We start from the raw sequence: 21,658 nt of genomic DNA, 5'->3' as shown, positions 1-21,658 counted from the left end.
TCACACCTATCTGTACCGCTCCGGACGCGCGTGGAGTCGTGGAACGCTGACGTGTGATATGGCCCTGGCACGCAAGGATCCGTCGGACCTCGCTTGAACGGTCGTCTCGAAACCGGCCTCGCCGGCCCGACCGTTCCGGAACCGATTCGCCGCGGACGGAACGTCGGCGTTTCTGGATCAGATCCCTAGGTGGGCGAGCCGGTCACGGACGCTCCGTTTGAACGGCGTCGTGAACGCCGCCGGAAGCCCGCTCACGAGCAGGAAGCCGGCGAAGATGATCACGAAACCGACGATCGATCCGATAGAGAGGGTCTCGCCGAGGAGCACGAAGCCGCCGATCGCGGACACGACTGGCACGAAGTAGAACATCAGATTGGCCTCCGTCGCGCCCGCCTCGTCGATGAGCGCGAAGTAGGTGAGGTACGCGACCGCGCCGGAACCCACGCCGACATATAAAAGCGCCGCGAGCGCGACCGGCGGAAGCGAGAGCCCGATAACCGACTCACCGGCGGCGTAGCTCAGTCCATGGGAGAGAACGGCCGCAAGTGGGACGCCCCACACGGTCCGGGCGGTGCTCGACAACGTTGCGTCCGCACGGCGGATCACCACGGCGCCGAGCGCGCTCACGACGGCCGCACCGAACACCAACGGCACGCCGAGGCCGCCGCCGAGCAGCGCGACGGAGCCGGGATCGGCGACGAGCACGACACCGAGCAGTCCGAGTCCCATACCGACAGCTCCACGAACCGGGAGACGTCCCTCCGAAAGCAAAAGCGCCGCAAAGACCGGCGTGAGGATCGGATTGAGGCTGAAGACGACCGCGGCGACCCCGCTCGTCACGTACTGCTGGCCGACGAACAACAGGGCGTTCGTCAGCCCGATGACGATCACGCCGGTCGCGAGGATGCCGACGACGTCGCCGAGGGTTCGGGGCTGAAGCTCCTCCCGGGAGAGCGTCGCTGCCGCGAACGTGAGGAGAACGATCGCACCGAGGTCGAACCGCAGGGCCACGAAGAACAGCGGCGGGAGGTACTCAAGCCCGATCCGCGCGGCGACGAACGTTCCGCCGAAAAGCAGGGCGGAGACGACGAACAGCGCCCCGGTTCGTCGGGTGAACACGTTAGCGCCACACCCCCACATAGCTCGCGGACGAACGATCGTTCATCTTCGGTACGATGGTCACATCGTGAAGAAGAATTCGGAGACGTATAATGGATCTCAGGAATTATTGCACGCCGAAGATCCTTTAGCAAGTCACGATGGATCTGCACGAGGTGAAAGGTCGGCGCGGGATGAAATCTCACCGATACACGCGACACCCGCTGATAACGAAGTATTGGCCGTTTTCCGCGAACGGTATTTCCCACGGAGCGACCCGAAGCCGGTTTATCTCATCGGGCATTGGACCGGATATGGTGGCCCCGCTTGAGGAGATCGAGTTTCTCGTTCGCTCGAAGAACCGCGTTGCGGTCTTACGGCTGGTCGCGGAGGGAATGCAAACGCGAAGGGATCTCGCAACCGCCACCGGGGCGTCGCAGGCGACCCTCGGGCGGATCCTGGAGGATTTCACCGAGCGTTCGTGGGTCCGCCGAGAGGGGGCCGGCTACGTCGCGACCGCCACCGGCGTGCTGGTCGCCGACGGGATCGGTGACCTCGTGACCGTCTTCGAGACCGAGGCCAAACTGCGTGACGTGATCGCGTACCTCCCGACGGCGCAGTTGTCCTTCGATCTGCGCCGACTCGCGGACGCGAACGTCGTCGTTCCGACCCGAACTCGCCCGAGCGCCCCGCTCCAGCACGTACTTGAGGCGATGGCCGACGCCGACAGCCTTCGGGCCTTTTCACACACGCTCAACGAACAGAGCCTGTCGGTGGCCCACGATCGTGTACAGTCGGGCGACGGAACGTTCGAGGCGGTTCTCTCGGCGAGCGCGATCGAGGCGCTTGCGGTGGATGACCGTCTGTGGGACCGGCTTCGGTCGCTCGCTGAAAGCGAGGACGCGTCGATCCGGGTCCGTCGGGAGGATATCCCGCTCGCCGTCACGATCACGGATGACGCCGTGACGGTGCTCGTACGTGACGACGATGGGATCCTCCGTGCATCCATACACACCGCCGATCGGGCGGTTCACGAGTGGGCGGAAGGGACGTTCACGAGCTACTGGGAGTCCGCCGAATCGTTCGATCCGACGACGTTTGAACGGTGAGTCCGACCCCACGGATCAGAACAGCGACTCCAGTTCGTCGTCGCTGTCCATGAGGTCCGCGAACCGGTCCTCGCTCTCTTCGGTGATCTCGCCGATGTTTCGTTGTGCCTCGACGGCGACCTGTTGAAGCTCCTTCACCCGGGGGACGTTCGTGACGCCACCGAGCAGGACCAGCGCTGCGACGGTTCCCTCGCCGCGTCGTGGGAAGTCCCCGCCGCGAACCTCCATCGAACCCGTCTGTTCCTCCAACCACTTCCGGCCGCGCTCTATTCCCTTCCGGTTGAGGTACTCCGGCGGCCCGGCGGCGACGAGCAGCGCCCGTTCGGTTCCGCTCACATCACAGGGGAGCGTCAGTCGGCCGAGCGTCGCCTTCCGGACGAGGCTTGTGATCCGGTTGGTCGTCTGTGTCGCGTCAAGCGAAATCTCCTCGCCACGAAACCGTGAGAGGAGCCCCTGCCGTTCCGGTTCCTCCACGTCGACCTCGGCGTATCCAAGCGACGAGATGCCGCCGCCGGCGAGCGTGTTGATGATCTCCGAGGAATCGACGACGCTCTCGGCGACATCGCCACCCGCACGGATTTCGCCGGCGCTGAAGAGCACGCCGAACCGCTTCACCAACTCGGCATTGAGCGCGTCGTATCCCCCTTTGAGCGATTCGCCGGTCTGTCGCCACGCGTCGTTGTCGAAGACGAGCAGGTTGTCAACCTCGTCGACGAACGTCTTCAACGACCGTGCGGCGTTGAGCGTGTAGATTCCGCCCTCGTCGTTCCCGGGAAGGATCCCAAGTCCGTAGACTGGCTCCGTGTGGATCCGTTTGAGATGGCGGGCGATCACGGGTGCGCCGCCGGAGCCCGTCCCGCCGCCGAGCCCGGCCACGACGAGGAAGGCGTCCACTTCGTGAACGGGGACGCCGTCGAGTGCGCCTTGGATCTCGTCGATATCTTCCTCGGCGATCTCCGCACCCAGTTCATTGTCGGCGCCGACGCCGTGACCCTTCACGCGTCCCTGACCGATCAGGATCCGCCGGTCACGCGGGAGGTGGTCGATCCCCTCGAGGTCGGCTTTCGCCGTGTTCACCGCGATCGCCCCGCGTACGACGTTCGCCCCCGTCGCCGCGTCGTATGCGATGAACTCGTCGACGATCTTTCCACCGGCCTGGCCGATCCCGATCAGGACGAGTTTCATATAAACACACCACATGCGCTTACGCAGGCTGGGGGTATAAAGGTTGGAAATCGAACGCTTCTCGACCGTGATCGTCAAGTGCGTCGGACGAGCTTTCTCATCGAAAGTAGCTATGTTATCTGTCGTACGGCCGCTCCCCAAGCGGGATCGTAACCGTGCCAGCGTTGTACAGTGCAGGAACGATCACCCTCGGCTGCGACGAGTCGTGTGGGATGGCCGACGCCAAGTTTATATAGCCGATGGCATTACTGCCGAGCAGAGAATGCCGAAAGTCCAGATTACGGTGCCGGAACACCTCGAAATGCAGATCGCGCAGATGGTCGAAGAGGGCGAGTTCCTCAACCGCGAGGAGGCGGTCGAGGAGCTCCTGTCCACCGGCATCAAAGCGTATAAAACGAGCGGCCCGATCGACGACAGTGAGACACCGGGCTTTGAGGACGAGGGGATGATGGGCCACGAGGACGAGTACGTCTTCTGAGCTATCGGGAGCGCACATGGCTACGATCGGCCGTGGGACCGCTTATCGATAACCTACGACGGAACTCGTGGGTTTCCTCTTGCACTTCCGTGATCGAGCGTGCGACATAGGTCGATTCAGCTGATTCGGTCGGCTTCCCTGATTCGGCAGGGGTGATCGTCCGCCGGTTCGCGTTCTGTGCTCCTCGAAGGGGCCAGTTCGCAACAACCGTTAAATGGTCGTCCGACCGTAGCGTTCGTATGCACAAGGACGAACTGCTGGAACTTCACGAACAGATGGTGTCCATCATGGAGTACTTCCGGTCCCAAGAGAGCGTCGACTCGACGCTTTTTGAACCGTACGACGAACTGGACGTGGACCCCTCACACGTTCATAAATCGAAAAGCGAGCACAAACACGCGGTGTTCGTGCTCGGCAACGCACTGGCGAGCGCGATGAGCGAGGACGAGTTCTCCCCCGCTGGGCGGGTCGGCAAACGGATGGAGGAGCTCGCTGAGGACGCCGAGAGCAAGATCTAAGCGACTGGAATTTCTCGGTCGGTCAGTCAGGAGTGCCCGCAGTGTGGTTCGACAGACCGAACGACACGGCATCAGGACACGTTCATCTGTCCGTGTGGATTCGAGGGCCACGCCGACCTTACGGCGTCGGAAACGTTCCTGAGCCGGCAGACAGAACAGCCAGTCAGGCCGATGGCACGGCCCGTGCGGTTCGAGTGGGACAGCCACGAATGGCTGGAGTCACCACGCTCTCACCGTTCCAAAGAACAGCGAACAGACCCGAGTACCGTCCACCATGACGGGAATGTTGCCTCCGGGGAATCTTAGACCAGTTGAGACCCCCACGGAGGAAACCCCGGCGTTCACGCCGGGGAGGGTGTCATCCACCCGCGGATTGATATGTGACCGAGCGCTTTCCACAGGCTATGGTACTGGAGGCGCTGGCGTCCAACACCGCCCACCTGATCCTCGCGGCGGTGACGGTGCTCCTGGCCGCCGTCATCGTCCATCGGGTCGATGCACCGGCCGGATCGTGGAAGCAACAACTACAGTCACGGCTGCTTTACGGCGTGCCGTGGGGCACCTTGATCGTCGTGGCGTTCGTCATCGGCGTCTACCTGTTCGTTCAAGGCGGGCTCGAAAACCCCAACCGGCCGGTCGTGATTCCCTTCCGCGGTTGGTCGTATTTTTATCCCGAGGGGATGCTCTGGTCCGGCTACGCCCACTCCAGTCGGAGCCATATTACCGGCAACCTCCTCTCAACGCTCGTCGCCGGAGCGCTCGCCGAGTACGCGTACGGCCACTTCCCACGTGAGCGCGAAACCTCGGCGGACGGATCGGATCGATCCGCCGATGCCGCCGATCCATCGGTACGAACCGACGGCGGTGACCGAGCCCGAACCCCGCTCACGGCAACCCCGTACGTCCGTGCGTTCGGTATCGTCCCCGGTGCGATCCTGCTTTTCGGCGGTGTCTCCTCGCTGTTCGCGCTCGGACCGGTGATCGGCTTTTCGGGGGTCGTGTTCGCGCTGTGGGGCTTCGCGTTGGTCCATTATCCGATCGGCACCATCGCGGCATTGTCCGGATCGACGCTCGTGAGCGTCATCTATTCGACGATCTTGGACCCTATCGAATTGGCCGCAGCGACTTCCTCATACGGCCCGCCGAGCTGGGCGAACATCGCCATTCAGGGACACGCGCTCGGGTTTCTCTCCGGCGTACTCGTCGCGACCTGGTTGCTTCGCCGGCGGCGATCGGAAACCGGGCACGCACATGTCGCCGCGCTTACCGTGTTCGTTGCGGTCCTCCTCTTCGGTGCCTCGCGCCGCTTCTGGGCGGTCTATTGGTATCTCGGGAACGAGCGTTACGAGCTTTACCGCGCGCTTGGGCTGGCGCTCATGGTGTTGCTCGCGCTCATCGTCGCGGTCGCGGTCGCCGGCAGGGAACGACCCCTTCGGGAGTCGATCCCGTGGCTCTCGACTGCGTCGGCCGGAAGCGACGCGGACCCGAACCCGGACACCGTCAGGTCGGCGATCGGATCCGCCACACCCGCGGCGATCGGCTTGCTGCTCGTCATCTTGGCGTTGGCCGCCGTCGCTGGGCCGGGCATCCTGCCGAACCTCGTCACCGTCGACGACGGCGACCTCCCCGGCGATCCGATCGAGATCGAGGGGTATCAGGTCACGTACGCGGAGGGCGTCGAGGATCAGATGGTGAACGTGATCGATATCGAGGCGTTCGGCCGGTCGACGTCGGTGACGACCTCGGGAGTGATCGTCCAGAACGCCGAGCGACAGATTTGGACCACCGCGGTCTCACGGGGGTCCCTCGAACACTGGGGCTATCGGGCGGTTGAGCTCGGTGGGACCGGCTGGCGTGAGACCGTCTGGGCGGAACGAAGCGGGTGGGTCGCCGCCGACGGGGGCGCGACATACCGTGTCGACCTCATCTACGATGGGGACCGTTCGACGGCGTTCGTGAGCGAGCCCGAGCGGGCCGAGCCGCGGATAGACGGACGGACGGTTACGGTGGCAGCGATCGAGGAGGGATTCGAGCTACGGGTCGAACACGAGGGCACGAACGAAACCGCCGCTATCCCCGAACGGAACGAGAGCGTCACGCTACAAGAGGTCACGTTCACACGTGAGGACGGGACGGTGTTCGCCGAGCGGGGCGATACGGAGGTCAGGGTCGCGGAACAGGAACGGTATGAGGGTCGTGAACGGAGCTGATCGTCGGGCGTCATTCACGTCCGTTCAAGCGGGGAGCGTCGATCCCACCGGATCCGATAGACTTCGGTGTCTATCTCCCGGACCGGGTCCTCGTGATGGTCGAACTGGGCTTCGACGGCGAAGTCGGCCGCGAACGCGTGTGTTACCTCACCGTCGTTGTCGGCGGTGAACGACTCGATGAACTCGCGGCTCCCGCCGTTGTGAACGGAATATGAGACAGCAGCCAGCTCGCTCGCCGCTTCGAGGAAGTCGCGATCGGCGTGGCGGCTTCCCTGCTGTGCGCCGAATGGCGGGTTCATCACGACGGTGACGGGATCCGGAATGGCAAGCGATCCGTGCGCCACGTCGCCCTGTATCCAGTGGACGGGGGCGCTTGCTGCGACACGACGCTCGTTCCGGAGGGCCGTCGAGAGGGCGGTACGATCGATCTCCAAGCCGATCACTCGGGCGGGTCCTCGTAACGCCGCGGCGAGCGCGAACATCCCGGTTCCGGCACCGAGGTCGACGACCGTCCGGCCGTCGATGTCGTCGTGGAGGTCAGCCAGATGGATCACGTGGGCCGCGAGTTCCGGCGGTGTCGGATACTGCTCGAGCGCGGCGTGGGGATCCTCGAAACCGGCGACGACACCGAGCTTCGTTGCCAGGGACCGTCTGGATGCCATTCGCTTACCCGGCTCGCGACGGGTCACCGGTCCGAACGAGGTCGACGCCCTCACGTGACGCTCGTTCCGCGAGCGCCGCGAGCGCGGGTTCGGTGCGCTCGGGATCGGCTATCTCGTCGATCCGGAGTTCGACTCTCCCGGCACCGAGGAACGCCGCGGCGCGGACGAAGCCCCGGAGCCGATCGGCTTCCTCCTGGGTCGCGAGGGTACAGTCCGCGGCGAAACACGCCTCGACCGTGATGGTCGCGGGCTGGTAGCCCCGCTCCGTGAGTGCGGATTTAAGATCGGAGAGATGGCCCGGTGCGGTGCTTTCGAGGTCGTCGCCGTCGATCACGATCGGCTGAATATCGGCCGGTCGACACCGTCGGATCGTTGCCTCAACCCCCGTCCGTTCGGTCGTGCTCATGACTCATCATTGTCTCAAGTTATACAAAAGTCTTTTTGAATGCCTAGTAGTAATATCACGTGCCGTAAAGACGACGAAGCCGTTCCAGAGTTCTTATATATCATTTCCGCGGTTCCGTTCACTTCTCGTATCTTGTCGGTTTCTATGGGACTTATTGGGGCCAGATCGAGGGGTGATATTCAACAAAAACGCACGACTCGACCGGCACCACGTGGGAAAGTGCCGATGGACATGGAACCAGCCATTCTCCTCAGATGAGTTTTATGCGTGGACAAGGTTTAAATAGGACGATTGCCAGAAGGCTTATAATGGAACGTCCGAGCAGGCAGCGCCAGCAGGAGCGGGACGTCGAACAGGTATCGGACGAGGATTCGGTCACATGTCCGGAGTGTGATTCGACCGATATCGTCACCGACGCGGACCAAGAGCTGGTCTGTGAGGACTGCGGGCTGGTTCTCGATGAACGGACGATCGACAGGGGCCCGGAGTGGCGGGCGTTCAACCACTCCGAGCGACAGTCGAAATCCCGTGTCGGCGCACCGATCACGGAGACCATGCATGACAAGGGGTTGACGACGACCATCGACTGGAAGGACAAGGACGCCTATGGTCGCTCGCTTTCCTCCGAGAAACGCTCGCAGATGCACCGCCTCCGAAAGTGGCAGGAACGGATCCGAACCAAGGACGCGGGCGAGCGAAACCTCCAGTTCGCGCTCTCGGAGATCGACCGCATGGCGAGCGCGCTGGGTGTCCCACGGTCGGTTCGTGAGGTCGCCTCCGTCATCTACCGACGCGCGCTCTCGGAGGACCTCATCCGTGGCCGTTCGATCGAGGGGGTCGCGACCGCCGCCCTCTATGCCGCCTGCAGGCAGGAAGGGATCCCCCGTAGCCTCGATGAGGTCGCGGAGGTTTCGCGGGTGCCACAGAAGGAGATCGGACGGACGTATCGGTACATCTCCCAGGAGCTCGGGCTCGAACTCAAACCGGTCGATCCAAAACAGTTCGTTCCCCGCTTCGCCTCCTCGCTTGAGCTCAGCGAGGAGGTACAGTCGAAGGCGACGGAGATCATCGACGTCTCGGCCGAACAAGGGCTCCTCTCCGGAAAATCACCCACGGGATTCGCCGCGGCCGCCATCTACGCCGCCTCCCTGCTCTGTAACGAAAAGAAGACCCAACGCGAGGTCGCCGACGTCGCACAGGTGACCGAGGTTACCATTCGGAACCGTTATCAGGAGCAGATCGAGGCGATGGGGTTCCGCTAACTGAACCCAAATCGATGGGAACGCTCGATTCGTTGCCCGCCCGTCCGCTCCGTGAGTCGGAGGTCGCGGCGCTGAACCGTTCCGACGGCCTGCAGTATGCGGTGGCGACCGAACGGGCCGGTCCGACCGGGGGGATCATCATCGCGACCGATGAGTGGGTGAAGGGACTCGCGTTCGCGGATTCGGAATGGAACGTCGTCGCCTCCGAGCGGCTGGACGGGACCCCCCGTCCGGACGCCCTCAGACGCTGTGAGCGTGCGGTCGTCGAGACACTCCGCGCGGAATAGGTGATCCGGCCGATTGACCGGAAACGGCCGCTGAGTTCCTCGCGGGCAACGCTTTTGTCCCCAACCGGTGAAGCTTCAGTCGATATGTACAACGAGATCCTCGTCCCGACAGACGGCAGCCCGGCCTCCGATGCGGCCATCGAGCACGCGGTCGATCTGGCGAGCCGATACGACGCCCGAATCCATGCGCTGTATGTGGTCGATGGCGCGGCCTACTCGACGCTCGAGGCCGGCTCCGAGATCGTCATCGAAGCCCTCCAATCGGAAGGCGAAGGTGCGACCGATCGCGTCAGGGCGATGGCCGAGGAGGCCGGCGTTGACTGTGAGTCCACGGTTACGACCGGTACCGCCTATCGATCGATCACGGAGTACGTCGCCGAGAACGAGATCGATCTCGTCATCATGGGAACGCATGGACGCACCGGACTCGACCGATATCTGCTCGGCAGCGTCACGGAGCGTGTAGTCAGGACGTCACCGGTTCCGGTGTTGACCGTGCGACAGCCGCCGGAGGAGTAGTCCGGTGGAGCGGTTGGAACGGCCGATGGATGCTTCCTCGTGGCGTCCACCGGAGATAACGGGGATGGTGAGATCGGAAAGAATGGGTCGGGGGCCAGCGACCACAAGGCAATTGTAGCCGCCCACAAATAGCCCGGCAATGCGCGACTGGCTCTCCCACCGGGTCGTCTCCTCGCCGAGTGACCCAGCCCTCGTCCGCGCGGAGGACGGCGAGACGTGGACGTACGACGGCCTCGACAGACTCGTCTCGGAGACGACCGGACGGCTCGCCGCACACGGGATCGAACCGGGGGATCATCTCGGCGTGCTGATGCCAGCCTGTGTCGGCACCGTCGGCCTCGTCCATGCGTCGATGCGACTCGGTGCGACGTTCGTCCCGTTCGGCGAACGGCTCACCCCAAACGAGCTGCGCGACCGGATCGAGGCCGCAGACATCACCGTGCTCGTCTGTTCCGAAGAGACGGAATCGGCAGCCGTCGCCGCTGCCGGGGACGTTCCCGTGCTTTCCGTGGATGAGCCCGCCGAGGATGGAGTGGGATCGGTACACGGTGTCGATCCGATTCAGATCGACCCCCCGACGTGGAGCGGATCGGATCGACTCTGTCTGCTTTTCACCTCCGGAACGAGCGGCGAGCCGAAGGCAGTCGAACTTACCCTCAGCAACGTCTACGCCTCCGCGGTCGCCTCCGGGTTCAGGCTCGGGGTGGATCCGACGGATCGGTGGCTCGTCGCCCTCTCGCTCAATCACATGGGCGGGCTCGCACCCGTCTATCGGTCGGTACTGTACGGTACGACCGTCATCATGCGTGAGGGGTTCGATCCCGGCGGCGTGGCCGACGACATCGCCCGATACGAGGCGACCGGCGTCTCGATGGTTCCGACGATGCTCCAACAAACCCTCGACAGCCGAGGGACGCTTTCGGATTCGCTTCGCGTCGTGTTGCTCGGGGGCGCTCCCGCACCCGACGAGTTGATCGAGCGCTGTCGCGACTACTCCGTGCCGGTCTATCCGACCTACGGCATGACGGAGTCGGCGTCACAGATCGCGACGGCAACCCCCGATCAGGCGCGCGACCACCTCGGAACGGTTGGTCGTCCGTTATTCGGGACCGACGTCACCGTGGTCAATGAAGACGGATCACCGGTCGAACCCGGCGAGTCGGGTGAGTTCGTCGTCTCCGGCCCGACCATTACGCCCGGCTATTATAACGACCCGGAAGCGAACGACGCGGCCTTCGGACCGTTCGGCCTCCACACCGGCGACTGCGGGCGGATAGATGAACACGGACAGCTCTACGTGCTCAACCGGGTCGACGACCGGATCATCACGGGAGGCGAGAACGTCGAGCCTGGTGAGGTTGCGGAGATCATTCGCCGCCACGAGGAGGTGCTCGACGTCGCCGTGGTTGGCCTTTCCGACGATGTCTGGGGCGAGCAGGTGGCGGCCCTGATCGAGATCGGCGATCGCTGGCCGGGCACTACTGGGCACACCGGAACTGATCTCGTTGGTGAGGATGGGGCGGATACCGTCGACGGTCCCATCGATCCCGATGAGCGCGCTCGAAGCGGTGACGCCGACGCGACACCGCGAACGGATCGAAGTGAACCCGACGACGATGAGACGGGCCGCGCCGGAGAGGATCTGAACGACGCTGACGGCGCGGACGACGCTGACGGCGCGGACGACGCTGGAGGCGCGGACACGATGGGACGAGAGGACGATACTGACGGCGAGGACGAGGCGATCGGAGAGGGCGTGTTCGGGGATCCGGACGCCGTCGCCGGGAAAGCGATCGATGAACGTGCGCTGTTCGAACTCGCTCGCGAACACCTCGCGGGATTCAAGATCCCCCGCACGATCGCATACATCGACGAGCTTCCACGAACCGTCTCCGGCACGGTCGATAGGGAGGCGGTTCGTGAGATCCTCACTTCTCGCGGATCCCCCCCGGATGATCCGGAAGATCGCTTCAGCGATGCTGGATTCGAGCCAGTCGATCCGAAACCGGTCGACGATGACAGCGAGATGTCCGATGCGGACGCCGTCGCGGCGGAAGAAGCAGCCGGAGATGCGGCGGTGGAGGACGCAACGGGAGCGGACGACGCGGAGCCCGATCCATCCGGGGGCGAATCGACCTGAGCTGCTGACGTCGGCATAAACAACAACTCAGTTCGTTGTTGTTTCACGAACGTTATGCAGCCGTGGTCCACATGGGAGGCATGGATCTGCTTGATGACAGCGTCGTTCCGAAACATGCCCGGGAAGTGAAATCCGAGGCAAGGGAGTTCGCGGAGGAACACATCGCGCCGAACGCGGCGGACTACTACGAGTCCGGCGAATACCCCTGGCCAGTCCTGGAGGCGGGTATGGACGCTGGCCTCGTCGCCGGCGATATCGCTGAAGCGTACGGCGGAAAGGGATACGACCTCGCACAGATCCTCGCGATAGCCGAGGAGTTCTACCGTGCGGACGCCGGGATCGCGCTCACCCTCCAGCTCGCGAGTTTCGGCTGTGAGATGGTCGAGGCGTACGGCACCGAAGAGCAGAAGGAGACCTATCTCCGACCCGTCGCCGAGAACGACCAGATATCCGGGCTTGCCGTCTCGGAACCGGAGACCGGCTCCGATCTCGCGGGCATGTCGACGACGGCGACGGCCGTCGAGGGCGGCTACGAGCTCTCCGGTGAGAAGTACTGGGTCGGCAACGCCGTCGAGGCCGACTGGCTCACCGTCTATGCGAAGACGGGCGACGGGAGCGACCGCTACTCGAACTACACGCTCTTTATCGTCGAGACCGACACCGATGGCTACGAGGCCGAACACATCCCGGAGAAGATGGGGATGCGTGCCTCGAAACAGGGTCATATCGTCTTCGAGGACTGTTTCGTGCCGGCGGAGAACGTCGTCGGCGCGGAGGGCGGCGGCTTCTATGCGCTCGCGGACTTCTTCAACCACGGCCGGATCGTCGTCGGCGGCCACGGGCTCGGGCTCGCTGCCGCGGCTATCGAGGAGGCCGAGGCGTTCGTTCACGACCGCAACGCCTTCGGCCGGACGGTCAACGAGTTCCAAGCGGTGCAACACTCGATCGCGGACATGCGGCTCGGATTCGAATCCGCCCGCGCGCTCAACTGGCGTGCGTGCGAGAAGGTGGCCAATGGGGAGAACCCCGGCTACTGGGCGGCGCTCGCGAAGACCAAATCGACGGAGGTCGCCGTCGACTGCGCCCAGCGGGGGATGCAACTTCACGGCGGTCGGTCGATCCTGACCGACCGACGGATCGCTCGCGTCTATCGCGACTGCCGGATCCCGGTGATCTATGAGGGAGCAAACGAGATCCAGCGGAACCTCATCTATCGGCAGTCGCGGTAGGGTGTGGCCAGTCGCAGTAGGGTGATTTCACTCCCAGTTGAAGAGCGCGTCCTCGAAGATGCCGACGACGTCCGCTTTCGTCACCGGTCTCGGGTTGCACCGAAGGAGACGCTGTTGGGTGTCGACCGTCTGTTGGGCGAGCCAGTCGATCGCCTCCTCGTCGATATCGACGAGTTCCGCGAGTCCGCTCGGTAGGACGTTGAGATCCCGCTGGAGTCGGACATACTCCTCACGCGCCAGATCAGCCGCCTCACGGGTGCTGTGTCCCGACGTGTCGGCTCCGAGCATCTCGGCGACACGGACGAAACGCTCGGGTTCGCTGGCGACGTTGTATCCGAGCGTGCTGGCGGGGGTTAACACCGCGATCGTCTCGCCGTGGTAGGTATGATACCGATTTCCGACGGGATACGCCATCGCGTGACAGAGGCTCGCACCGGCGGTGAGCCCCGCGATCGCCCCGAAGAGCGCCCCTTGAAGCATGTTTCCACGTGCTTCGAGGTCGTCGCCGTTATGTACCGCCCGACGAACGTTACCGGACAACAGCTCTATCGCCTTCTCGCTGAACATCTCGGTGAGCGCGGTGCGACCCGCATACACAGGGCGAGAGGCGGGGTTGCTCGCCCGAAGCAGGCTCGTATGCGGATGGGTCGTGTAGCCCTCGATCGCGTGCCCAAGCGCGTCCATGGCGGTCTTCGCCGTTATTTCGGGCGGCAGCGTCGTCGTCAGGGTCGGATCGAGGATCGCCGCATCGGCCCGGATGTGGTTGCTGGAGATCCCCTCCTTGATGTTCTTCTCCTCGACGGAGTAGATCCCAACGGGGGAGATCTCCGAGCCCGTGCCCGCCGTCGTCGGGAGCAACACCAACGGCGCGCCCCGCTCGGTGAGCGGTTTCCCCTCACCGGTCGGCTCCGCGACATAATCGAGCACCTCCCCGCCGTTGGCGACGATGGTTCGGGTACCCTTTGCGACGTCCATACAACTGCCGCCGCCGAGCCCGATATAGAACTCATAGCCGTCATCTCCGGCTCGGTCGCGAACGAATTCGATACAGGCGTCGACGTTCGCGATCGAGGGTTCGCGTTCGGTCCCGTCCCAAACGTCGACCGCGAGACCGGCCGCTTCGAGTTCGTCGGAGACCCGTGACACGTGGCCGATCTCGACGAGCGTCTCGTCGGTAACGATCAGTCCCTCCGCGCCCCGATCGACACCGCTGTCGCGGAGTTGATAGCCCAGTTCCTCGATCGAATCCCGCCCAAAGCGGATCTCGGGCATCTGGATGTGCCAGACCGTCTCCGGGGAGAGCTCACGCTCGGGGGCTGAAACCGATCGGTCGTAGCTCACGAGACCCACCCCTCGCGTATCGTCTCGAACTGTTCGGGGTCGTGTCCGACGACGACCTCGGCCTCATACCGTCGTTGAAGCTCTTTGATCCGCTGGAGGCTGTCGAACCATTCGGTCTTTCCCCAGATCAACGGCGCGCCGAGCGGGATCTCGTGTTCGAGGTTGTCGGTCATATAGACCTGGTCGCCGGTGAAGATCACCGTGCCGTGATCGTCGAGGTGGATCATCGTTCCGGTGAGCCCTGGCGTATGACCCGGGAAACGGATGAATTCAACGTCGGTGAAGTGTTGTTCACGGTCGGCGTGCAGGATCTGCCAATTGAGGTCGTGATCGAAATCGTCGAGGATGTACGCCCCGCTTCCTTTCGGCGTGTTCGCGCTGTAATACGCGAACTTGATCTCCCGTTCGTGGACGAACACGGGCACGTCGGTTCCATCGAAGAACTCCAGCCCGCCTGCGTGGTCGAGATGCAGGTGCGTCTGAAAGACGTAATCGATGTCGTCGATACCGAATCCCGCCGCTTCGAGGTCGTCATCGAGACGGTGCTCGTGGGCGTCGTAGGGATAGAACGCCTGTGAGAGTCCCTCCGGCCAGTGCCCGTCGAGGGCGTCGTGGTGGGAACCGGTGTCCCAGAGGATCGTCCCCTCCGGATGGTCAATGACGAGGCTCCAGACGGGGATCTCCGAATAGTCGGTATCGGGATTCTGCTCGTCGTACGTCGCGAGGACGTGCCCCTCCATCATGTAGTTGTAGTCGCATTTCAGTGCACCCCGATCGAGGACGTGGATGTCGGCGTTGACCATGGAACGTAACCCGTCCCGATTTCAACATGAACGATAATTATTGTTGTGGTACTGAAGTGATCTGGTCCGATTTTGCCGGCCTCAATTACGGATATCTCACTCCGCGTCGAACAGTCCGGTCGAGAGGTAACGCTCCCCGCTGTCCCAGAAGACGGTGATCACGAGCGGCTCCTCGCCGGCGTACTCACCTGCGTCACGAAGCTCGGCGGCGACGTCCTTGGCGGCGAGGTTCGAGGCGGCCGAGGACTGCCCGGTGAGGATGCCCTCCTCGCGGGCGAGACGGCGACACTCCTCCTCGGCGTCCGTGATATCGGCGACATGCACCTCGTCGATGAGGTCGACGTCGAGGTTGTCCGAGACGAACCCTGGACCCATCCCTTGAAAACTGTCGCCCGTCGGCTCCTCCCCGGAGAGGACGGCGCTATCGGCGGGTTCGACCGCATCGATCCGAACATCCGGAAACGCCTCACGAAGCCGCCTCCCGATCCCGGTGAGCGTCCCGCCGGTGCCGACGCCCGCGACGAGGGCGTCGACGGGGCGACCGTCGACCTGCTCAAGGATCTCCGGGCCGGTCGTCTCGTAGTGTGCGTCGGGGTTGGCCGGGTTCTCGAACTGCCGCAGTTGGACCATCCCCTCCTCCCGCTCCAGTTCGTCCGCGCGCGCCTTCGCGGCCGAGATGTCGCCGTCGACGAGTTCGATCGTCGCCCCGAAGGCGGCCATCACCTGTCGGCGCTCCGGTGACTTCGAGGTCGGCATCACGAGCGTGACGTCGTAGCCTTTGACCGCGCCCGCCATCGCCAGTCCGATCCCGGTGTTGCCCGAGGTCGGTTCGACGAGTCCGTCGCCCGGCGTGAGTTCGCCGCGCTCCTCGGCGGCGTCGATCATGAACACCGCCGGGCGATCCTTCGCGGAGCCGCCCGGATTCCGTGACTCGATCTTCGCGGCGACGGTCGTCCCCGGCGGCGAATCGACCCGCACGAGCGGCGAACCGAGCGTCTCCAACACGTCATCGTCCATGTGATAGGGACACGTGTGCATCGAAAAAAGGGGCCCGGACTACGGCAAAACGGGACAGGCATGAACACGCCTTGGGCATCCTGCCGGCAGCGAACGGATAGCCACGCTCTTGTGATCGCCGGACGGAGGGTATTGGTATGAACGACATCGAGATCGACGAGGTCGCAACGCCGACGCTCTCGGAACCCGTACTCATCGAGGGGCTTCCGGGTGTCGGCCACGTGGGAAAACTCGCCGCAGAACACCTCCTCGAGGAGTTCGACGGGGAGCTCGTCCGACGGGTCCACTCGACGGCGTTCCCGCCGCAGGTGAACGTCGACGGGGATGGCGTCGGCGAGTTGACCTGCGCGGAGTTTCACGCCGTCGAGACGGACGGCACGGATCTCCTCGTGTTGACCGGCGATCATCAGGCGGGCACGAACGAGGGGCACTATCGGCTCACCTCGGCGTTTCTCGATGTCGCCGAGGAGTTCGGGGCGACCCGGGCGTTCGCACTTGGGGGCGTCCCTACCGGTGAGCTCATCGAGGAGTATACCGTCCTCGGCGCGGTCACGGACGCGACGCTTATCGAGGAACTGGAGGAGGCGGACGTCGAGTTCCGTCCGGACGAACCGGCCGGGGGGATCGTCGGCGTCTCCGGACTGATCCTCGGGCTTGGCGGTCGCCGCGGCTTCGAGGCGGCGTGTCTGATGGGCGAGACCAGCGGCTACCTCGTCGACCCCAAAAGCGCCCGGGCGGTGCTTGAGACGCTCGAATCGCTGCTCGATTTCGAGGTCGATTACGCCAGCTTGGAGGACCGCGCCGAGGAGATGGAGGAGGTGATCGGGAAGATCCGCGAGATGCAGGAGGGCCCGAGCGTCCCCGACGACGAGCTTCGGTATATCGGGTGAGACGGTCTTTGAACTGCGTCGGACGCGTAGCGTGCATATTGCTTTGGAACCGCCGAAACCACCCGCTCCGGTACAGCTAAATCGGGTCGACGATCAACGATCGTGTATGACCGAGGTTCGGATCGCCGGTGTCGGACTCACCCGCTTCGGCCGTCACCCGGATCGAACGGGACGGGATCTCTTCGCCGAGGCGGCGCTTCGGGCGTTCGAGGACGCCGAAGTACCGCGTGCGGACGTCGAGGGGCTCAACTACGGCAACTTCATCGGCGCGCTCGCCGAGGGCCAGGGCCACCAGGCGCCGCTGATGGCGGAGGCCGCCGGGCTCCGCTGTCCGGCGACCCGCTACGAGGAGGCGTGTGCCTCGGCCGGTGTCGCCGTCCGTGAGGCCGTTCGGACCGTTCGTAGTGGGGAGGCGGACGTCGTACTCGCCGGTGGAATGGAACGGATGACGCACGTCGACACCCCGACGACGACCCGTGGGCTGGCGACCGCCGCGGACGACCTCTTCGAGGTCCGCTCGGGCGTGACGTTTCCCGGTGCGTACGCACTGATGGCGCGCGCATACTTCGACGCCTTCGGGGGCGACCGAACCGACCTCGCACACATCGCCTCGAAGAACCACGCGAACGCGGTCGACAACGAGTACGCGCAGTACCGACGCGAGATAACCGTCGAGGAGGCGCTGGACTCCCCGCCCGTCGCGACCCCGCTCCATCTCTTCGACGCCTGTCCCATCACCGACGGGGCGAGCGCCGTCGTCATCGTTTCGGAGGCGTACGCCGAGGAACACGGCCTCGATGCTCCTGTGGCGGTGACCGGGACCGGGCAGGGAACCGATAGGATGGCGCTCGGCGATCGCGAATCGCTCACGGAGACGCCCGCCGCCCGCGACGCGGCGACCGCCGCCTACGAGGAGGCCGGTATCGGCCCGGAGGACGTGGACTGTGCGGAGGTCCACGACTGTTTCACCATCGCGGAGGTGTTGGCGATCGAGTCGCTCGGCTTCGCGGCGCCCGGCGAGGGAATCCGTGCGGCCCGCGAGGGGTTCACGACCGCCGACGGCGACCTCCCGGTGAACCTCTCGGGCGGCCTCAAAGCGAAGGGCCATCCGGTCGGCGCGACCGGCGCGGCACAGATCGCGGAGCTGGTTCGGCTGCTCCGGGGGGACCACCCGAACAGCGAGCACGTCGACGACGCGACGACGGCCATCGCACACAACGCGGGGGGCACCGTCGCGAGCGCGGTCGTCCACGTGCTGGAGGTGGCCGAATGAGCGGCTCGAATGCGGAGGGCGCGGACGAGGCCACCCGCACGGGGTTCGACGCATGGATCGACGCGCTCGACGCCGGCGAGGGGTACTATCTCGAATCGCCGTGCGGCCACGGATCGTTGCCACCTCGGCGTGTCTGTCCGGAGTGCGGCTCAACCGACCTTACCGAGCGACCGCTTCCCGAGACGGGAACGGTGGAGACGTTCACCGTCGTGTCCGTCCCGACGCCGACCTTCGCCGAGGACGCGCCGTATGTGACCGCGATCGCGTCGTTCGGCCCGATCCGGCTTACCGGCGTGCTCCGAGGTGTCGAGCCCGATGACGACGTGATCGACCTCGGGCTCGATGTAACCGTGGGTGTTGAGCGTCGCGAGACGGACGACGAGCGGATGGTCGTCTTCCGACCGGCGTGATCGAGACGCGGACGGATGCGAGTCGGGATCCCTCATATGTGACTGGCCACGATCTCGTCGTCGACGGTGGTCTCAGAGCGGGGGAGCCGCGTTTCCCCTCGGATCACGAGGATAACTCGCGGAAGGATCGTGGCTTCAACCGTAACCGGCCCCTTCCTTCGTCGCTCGGCCTCGTGGCCTCGCTCCTTGAAGCCGCGGCTCCGTCTCTCAACGGCGGATTGTTCGATGTTGGCGCCCAAGAACAGCCCAGAGCGCTGGAGCCGACCGAGTCGGGTCGATTCGAACGACGGAGAACGCTTTATCCCGCCATGTCGTGTCATTGACCATGCCGCCCGAGGATCCGCGGTCGTATATCGACCTTTCGTGGCCGATCGAGACTGGGATGACGACGTTTCCCGGCGACCCCGAAGTGACCGTTTCACGCGTTTCAACGGTCGAGTCGGACGGATTCGCCGTCCATTCACTCTGCTGTGGGACGCACACCGGAACGCACATCGATGCCCCAAGTCATGTGGTGCCGGCTGGCCAGGATGTCACCGATCGGCCGGTAAGCGATTACGTGTTCGAAACCCAGCTCGTCGACGTGACGCCCTGCAGCCCGCGGGAAGCGATCGGTCCGGAGCAGCTGCCGGACCGGATCGACGATACGGTTGACCTCATCGTCTGCCGAACCGGCTGGGATACGCGGTGGGACACGCCTGAGTACGTCGATCACCCCTACCTGACGGCCGATGCCGCGCGGTTGCTCCGTGCGGCCGGCTGTGGACTCGGCGTCGACACGTTGAATCCGGACCCGACGCCGCAAGGCGATGATCCATCGGCGACGGACGGAACGGAAGCCGACCGGTTTCCGGTCCACCACACCCTCCTCGGTGCCGAACTGCCGATCATCGAGAACCTGACCGGTCTCGATGCGCTCCCGGAGCGGTGGACGTTCTATGCCTTTCCGCTGCCCATCGTGGGCGGAGACGGGGCACCCATCCGCGCGGTCGCAGCGGTCCCTTCCGAGACGACGAGTTAACCCACTCGGTGCGACGATGCGCCGTCCGTTCGACGGCCGCCACACGGATCGGATCGGCGGCATGGTGTCGGAACACATCGTCGCCGAGACGGTGATCGCCCCGTCAACGAGACGGTACTCACCCGGTCAACGAGACAAGGGTCGCCCCGATGATGACGAGCACGGCGGCCATCCCGAGCTTCCACGTCACGCGTTCGAGCGACTCCGGAAGGAAGATCGCCGCGGCGACGATGACGAGAAGCGGCGAGAGTTGGAGTATCGGGATCACGATCACGACCGGTGCCGCCTCCAGCGCGGCGAAGTAGGTCGTCAACCCGAGCGTGCTCGCAACGCCCGCAACCACGTACCACCGGCGGACCCGTCCCGGTGCCGGGATCCGAATGACGTCGCCACGGAGCCGGCGGTAGAGGAGGTAGCCGACGAGGGCGGTGATGGACATGACCGTTAAGCCGACGAGAACCGGCGTGCCGGCGTCGAGGCCGAAGCGGACGAAGATCGGTTCGACGCCGATGAAGAGCGCGGCGCCGAGCGGGAAGCTCAACGCGGCCCCGACCTCCCGAAACGACGGTGCGGCGCCGTCGTCGGTCGCCATCAGCCACGAGATGATCGCGATACCGCCGACGATGAGGATGATCCCGACGATGCGGGCCGGCGGAAGCGTCTCATCGAGGAACCAGACCGCGAGCACGGCAGATACGAGCGTCGAGGCCGCGACGACCGGGGTCGTTCGGCTCGCGCCGACGGTGCGGATCCCCCTGAACAGACAGATCCGTCCGAGGAGGAGACCCGTCACGCCGGCGGCGATAAAGGCTCCCGTCGACGGCACAGAGAGCCCGTAATCGGGGTAATGAAACACGACCGCGGCGGGCGCGACGATGGCGACGTTCGTGACCATCACGACCGTGATGGCGTCCGCGACGCCGGTCCCCGCGGTCGCGATCCGAACCGCGAGGTTATGAACGGCCCAGAATCCGGCCGCAAGCAGCGAGAGCAGGATCCCCGCGAGATAGACGAACTCCACAATGGCTCCTACCGGAGGCGCGGATATAAGCCGAATGAACCCCCGCCAAGCCCGCCGGTTCTCGGATCAGCGCCCGAGAGAGCGCGGAGGGATGACGGCATGCCGCTCAGATCTCGAACTCGGGCGTCTCGAACGCCCCCTCGTCCGCCTCAACGTCGTAGCGTTCGATCGCGGTGGCGACGATGTCGACCGTCCCCGCCGGTCCCCACCGGCCGGTGTTGACGATGAGGTCGTAGATGGATCGGTCCTCGAGATCGATCCCATAGTATGACTCGTATCGCTGTGCCTCTATCACCTCCCGAACCTGCATCTCGGAGGTCATCTCCGTTCGCGTGCTGGTCCGCGCCGCCCGCGCGTCCTCGGGCGCATCGAGGCGGATCCGCAGGTCGGCACGGTTGCCCGCGATCCACCCGGCAAGCCGGGATTCGAGGATGAACGGCTTGTTCGCGGTCCCCCACTCTTCGGCGATCCGCCGGAGTCGTCGATCCAGCGCCCGATCGATCTCGTCGGTCTCACCCGCCCGAGCGATGAGCTGGGAGAGACTCATATCGCGCTCCTGTGCGATCCCCCGAAAGATCTCGCCGCCGGAGACGTAGCCGCAATCGAGCATCGTCGCCAGCGCCTCGGTGAGCGTCGTCGCGCCACACCCCGGCGGTCCCGAGACGGTGATAAAGAGGTTACAGTCGATCTCCCGGTCCGGAATATGGGTGGTCGTCTCCAGCGGTCGCATGGCTCGCGGATCCGTACGCGGCCTGATAAAGCGGGCGGTTTGGCGGCCC

General features: G+C 64.7%; 23 protein-coding genes and 1 pseudogene. 14 read left to right on the top strand and 10 right to left on the bottom strand.

Annotated features, from left to right (window positions below):
* Nucleotides 1–177: 177 nt before the first annotated feature.
* Nucleotides 178–1,119 carry a DMT family transporter gene (locus CHB65_RS03460; RefSeq protein ID WP_089383809.1) on the bottom strand — a complete coding sequence of 314 codons (942 nt, stop codon included), beginning with the start codon at nt 1,117–1,119 and terminating at the stop codon, nt 178–180.
* Nucleotides 1,120–1,412: 293 nt separating this feature from the next.
* Between CHB65_RS03460 and CHB65_RS03455 the strand changes: the two genes are divergently transcribed.
* A complete protein-coding gene (locus CHB65_RS03455; protein ID WP_089383666.1) occupies nt 1,413–2,207 on the top strand; it encodes a helix-turn-helix transcriptional regulator in 795 nt (264 codons plus the stop codon).
* Nucleotides 2,208–2,222: 15 nt separating this feature from the next.
* Here the strand turns inward: CHB65_RS03455 and CHB65_RS03450 are convergent, their stop codons facing one another.
* Nucleotides 2,223–3,392 carry a tubulin/FtsZ family protein gene (locus CHB65_RS03450; protein WP_089383665.1) on the bottom strand — a complete coding sequence of 390 codons (1,170 nt, stop codon included), beginning with the start codon at nt 3,390–3,392 and terminating at the stop codon, nt 2,223–2,225.
* A gap of 262 nt (nt 3,393–3,654) precedes the next feature.
* On the opposite strand from CHB65_RS03450, the gene CHB65_RS03445 reads away from it, so the two are divergent.
* From CHB65_RS03445 to CHB65_RS03430, 4 genes and pseudogenes are all read left to right on the top strand, one after another.
* Nucleotides 3,655–3,870 (top strand): ribbon-helix-helix domain-containing protein, encoded by a 216-nt coding sequence (locus CHB65_RS03445; protein ID WP_089383664.1) that lies wholly within the window; start codon nt 3,655–3,657, stop codon nt 3,868–3,870.
* A 239-nt stretch (nt 3,871–4,109) separates the two neighbouring features.
* A complete protein-coding gene (locus CHB65_RS03440) occupies nt 4,110–4,388 on the top strand; it encodes a UPF0058 family protein (RefSeq protein ID WP_089383663.1) in 279 nt (92 codons plus the stop codon).
* 24 nt (nt 4,389–4,412) lie between these two features.
* Nucleotides 4,413–4,694 (top strand): annotated as a pseudogene (locus tag CHB65_RS03435) (zinc ribbon domain-containing protein); the annotation flags it as partial.
* Between the two features lie 98 nt (nt 4,695–4,792).
* Nucleotides 4,793–6,598, top strand: coding sequence for a rhomboid family intramembrane serine protease (locus tag CHB65_RS03430; protein WP_089383662.1), 1,806 nt, complete (start codon nt 4,793–4,795; stop codon nt 6,596–6,598).
* A gap of 14 nt (nt 6,599–6,612) precedes the next feature.
* Here CHB65_RS03430 and CHB65_RS03425 read toward each other — a convergent pair whose 3' ends face one another.
* Both CHB65_RS03425 and CHB65_RS03420 read right to left on the bottom strand, forming a co-directional pair.
* On the bottom strand, nt 6,613–7,260 hold the full coding sequence (locus tag CHB65_RS03425; RefSeq protein WP_089383661.1) for an METTL5 family protein: 648 nt from the start codon (nt 7,258–7,260) through the stop codon (nt 6,613–6,615).
* A gap of 4 nt (nt 7,261–7,264) precedes the next feature.
* Nucleotides 7,265–7,666 carry a hypothetical protein gene (locus CHB65_RS03420; RefSeq protein WP_089383660.1) on the bottom strand — a complete coding sequence of 134 codons (402 nt, stop codon included), beginning with the start codon at nt 7,664–7,666 and terminating at the stop codon, nt 7,265–7,267.
* A 308-nt stretch (nt 7,667–7,974) separates the two neighbouring features.
* Between CHB65_RS03420 and CHB65_RS03415 the strand changes: the two genes are divergently transcribed.
* The 5 genes from CHB65_RS03415 (at nt 7,975) to CHB65_RS03395 (ending at nt 13,103) form a co-directional block, all read left to right on the top strand.
* Nucleotides 7,975–8,928 carry a transcription initiation factor IIB gene (locus tag CHB65_RS03415; protein ID WP_089383659.1) on the top strand — a complete coding sequence of 318 codons (954 nt, stop codon included), beginning with the start codon at nt 7,975–7,977 and terminating at the stop codon, nt 8,926–8,928.
* 14 nt (nt 8,929–8,942) lie between these two features.
* Nucleotides 8,943–9,215 (top strand): hypothetical protein, encoded by a 273-nt coding sequence (locus CHB65_RS03410; protein WP_089383658.1) that lies wholly within the window; start codon nt 8,943–8,945, stop codon nt 9,213–9,215.
* 84 nt (nt 9,216–9,299) lie between these two features.
* Entirely contained in the window at nt 9,300–9,734 is a 435-nt protein-coding gene (locus CHB65_RS03405) for a universal stress protein (RefSeq protein ID WP_089383657.1), read from the top strand.
* 139 nt (nt 9,735–9,873) lie between these two features.
* Nucleotides 9,874–11,874, top strand: coding sequence for a class I adenylate-forming enzyme family protein (locus CHB65_RS03400; RefSeq protein ID WP_089383656.1), 2,001 nt, complete (start codon nt 9,874–9,876; stop codon nt 11,872–11,874).
* Nucleotides 11,875–11,954: 80 nt separating this feature from the next.
* Nucleotides 11,955–13,103, top strand: coding sequence for an acyl-CoA dehydrogenase family protein (locus tag CHB65_RS03395; protein WP_089383655.1), 1,149 nt, complete (start codon nt 11,955–11,957; stop codon nt 13,101–13,103).
* Nucleotides 13,104–13,130: 27 nt separating this feature from the next.
* Here the strand turns inward: CHB65_RS03395 and CHB65_RS03390 are convergent, their stop codons facing one another.
* From CHB65_RS03390 to CHB65_RS03380, 3 genes are all read right to left on the bottom strand, one after another.
* Nucleotides 13,131–14,444: a hydroxyacid-oxoacid transhydrogenase gene (locus tag CHB65_RS03390; RefSeq protein ID WP_089383654.1), complete on the bottom strand. Its 1,314-nt coding sequence runs from the start codon at nt 14,442–14,444 to the stop codon at nt 13,131–13,133.
* Nucleotides 14,441–15,247 carry an N-acyl homoserine lactonase family protein gene (locus CHB65_RS03385; protein ID WP_089383653.1) on the bottom strand — a complete coding sequence of 269 codons (807 nt, stop codon included), beginning with the start codon at nt 15,245–15,247 and terminating at the stop codon, nt 14,441–14,443. The genes CHB65_RS03390 and CHB65_RS03385 overlap by 4 nt, the downstream gene beginning before the upstream one ends.
* Nucleotides 15,248–15,343: 96 nt before the next feature.
* Nucleotides 15,344–16,264 (bottom strand): PLP-dependent cysteine synthase family protein, encoded by a 921-nt coding sequence (locus CHB65_RS03380; RefSeq protein ID WP_089383652.1) that lies wholly within the window; start codon nt 16,262–16,264, stop codon nt 15,344–15,346.
* 137 nt (nt 16,265–16,401) lie between these two features.
* On the opposite strand from CHB65_RS03380, the gene CHB65_RS03375 reads away from it, so the two are divergent.
* The 3 genes from CHB65_RS03375 to CHB65_RS03365 all read left to right on the top strand — a co-directional run bounded on the left by CHB65_RS03375 (nt 16,402) and on the right by CHB65_RS03365 (nt 18,837).
* Complete coding sequence (locus tag CHB65_RS03375) at nt 16,402–17,154, top strand: proteasome assembly chaperone family protein (RefSeq protein WP_089383651.1); 753 nt, start codon at nt 16,402–16,404, stop codon at nt 17,152–17,154.
* Between the two features lie 106 nt (nt 17,155–17,260).
* A complete protein-coding gene (locus CHB65_RS03370; protein ID WP_089383650.1) occupies nt 17,261–18,427 on the top strand; it encodes a thiolase domain-containing protein in 1,167 nt (388 codons plus the stop codon).
* Nucleotides 18,424–18,837 carry a Zn-ribbon domain-containing OB-fold protein gene (locus CHB65_RS03365; RefSeq protein WP_089383649.1) on the top strand — a complete coding sequence of 138 codons (414 nt, stop codon included), beginning with the start codon at nt 18,424–18,426 and terminating at the stop codon, nt 18,835–18,837. Before CHB65_RS03370 ends, CHB65_RS03365 begins: the two co-directional genes overlap by 4 nt.
* Nucleotides 18,838–18,869: 32 nt before the next feature.
* On the opposite strand, the gene CHB65_RS16725 is transcribed toward CHB65_RS03365, so the two are convergent.
* Nucleotides 18,870–19,157, bottom strand: a complete 288-nt coding sequence (locus tag CHB65_RS16725) for a hypothetical protein (RefSeq protein WP_143420338.1) — start codon at nt 19,155–19,157, stop codon at nt 18,870–18,872.
* A gap of 5 nt (nt 19,158–19,162) precedes the next feature.
* On the opposite strand from CHB65_RS16725, the gene CHB65_RS03355 reads away from it, so the two are divergent.
* Complete coding sequence (locus CHB65_RS03355) at nt 19,163–19,858, top strand: cyclase family protein (RefSeq protein WP_089383647.1); 696 nt, start codon at nt 19,163–19,165, stop codon at nt 19,856–19,858.
* Nucleotides 19,859–19,976: 118 nt separating this feature from the next.
* On the opposite strand, the gene CHB65_RS03350 is transcribed toward CHB65_RS03355, so the two are convergent.
* The gene (locus CHB65_RS03350) at nt 19,977–20,879 is read right to left on the bottom strand and encodes a DMT family transporter (RefSeq protein WP_089383646.1); all 903 of its coding nucleotides are present in this window, start codon (nt 20,877–20,879) and stop codon (nt 19,977–19,979) included.
* Nucleotides 20,880–20,985: 106 nt separating this feature from the next.
* The gene (gene cmk / locus CHB65_RS03345) at nt 20,986–21,609 is read right to left on the bottom strand and encodes a (d)CMP kinase (protein WP_089383645.1); all 624 of its coding nucleotides are present in this window, start codon (nt 21,607–21,609) and stop codon (nt 20,986–20,988) included.
* Between the last annotated feature and the right edge of the window lie 49 nt (nt 21,610–21,658).

This window comes from Halorubrum vacuolatum, from assembly GCF_900188065.1.
GTDB classification, from domain to species: Archaea; Halobacteriota; Halobacteria; order Halobacteriales; family Haloferacaceae; genus Halorubrum; species Halorubrum vacuolatum.
This window is presented reverse-complemented; position numbering and strand designations above follow the sequence as displayed.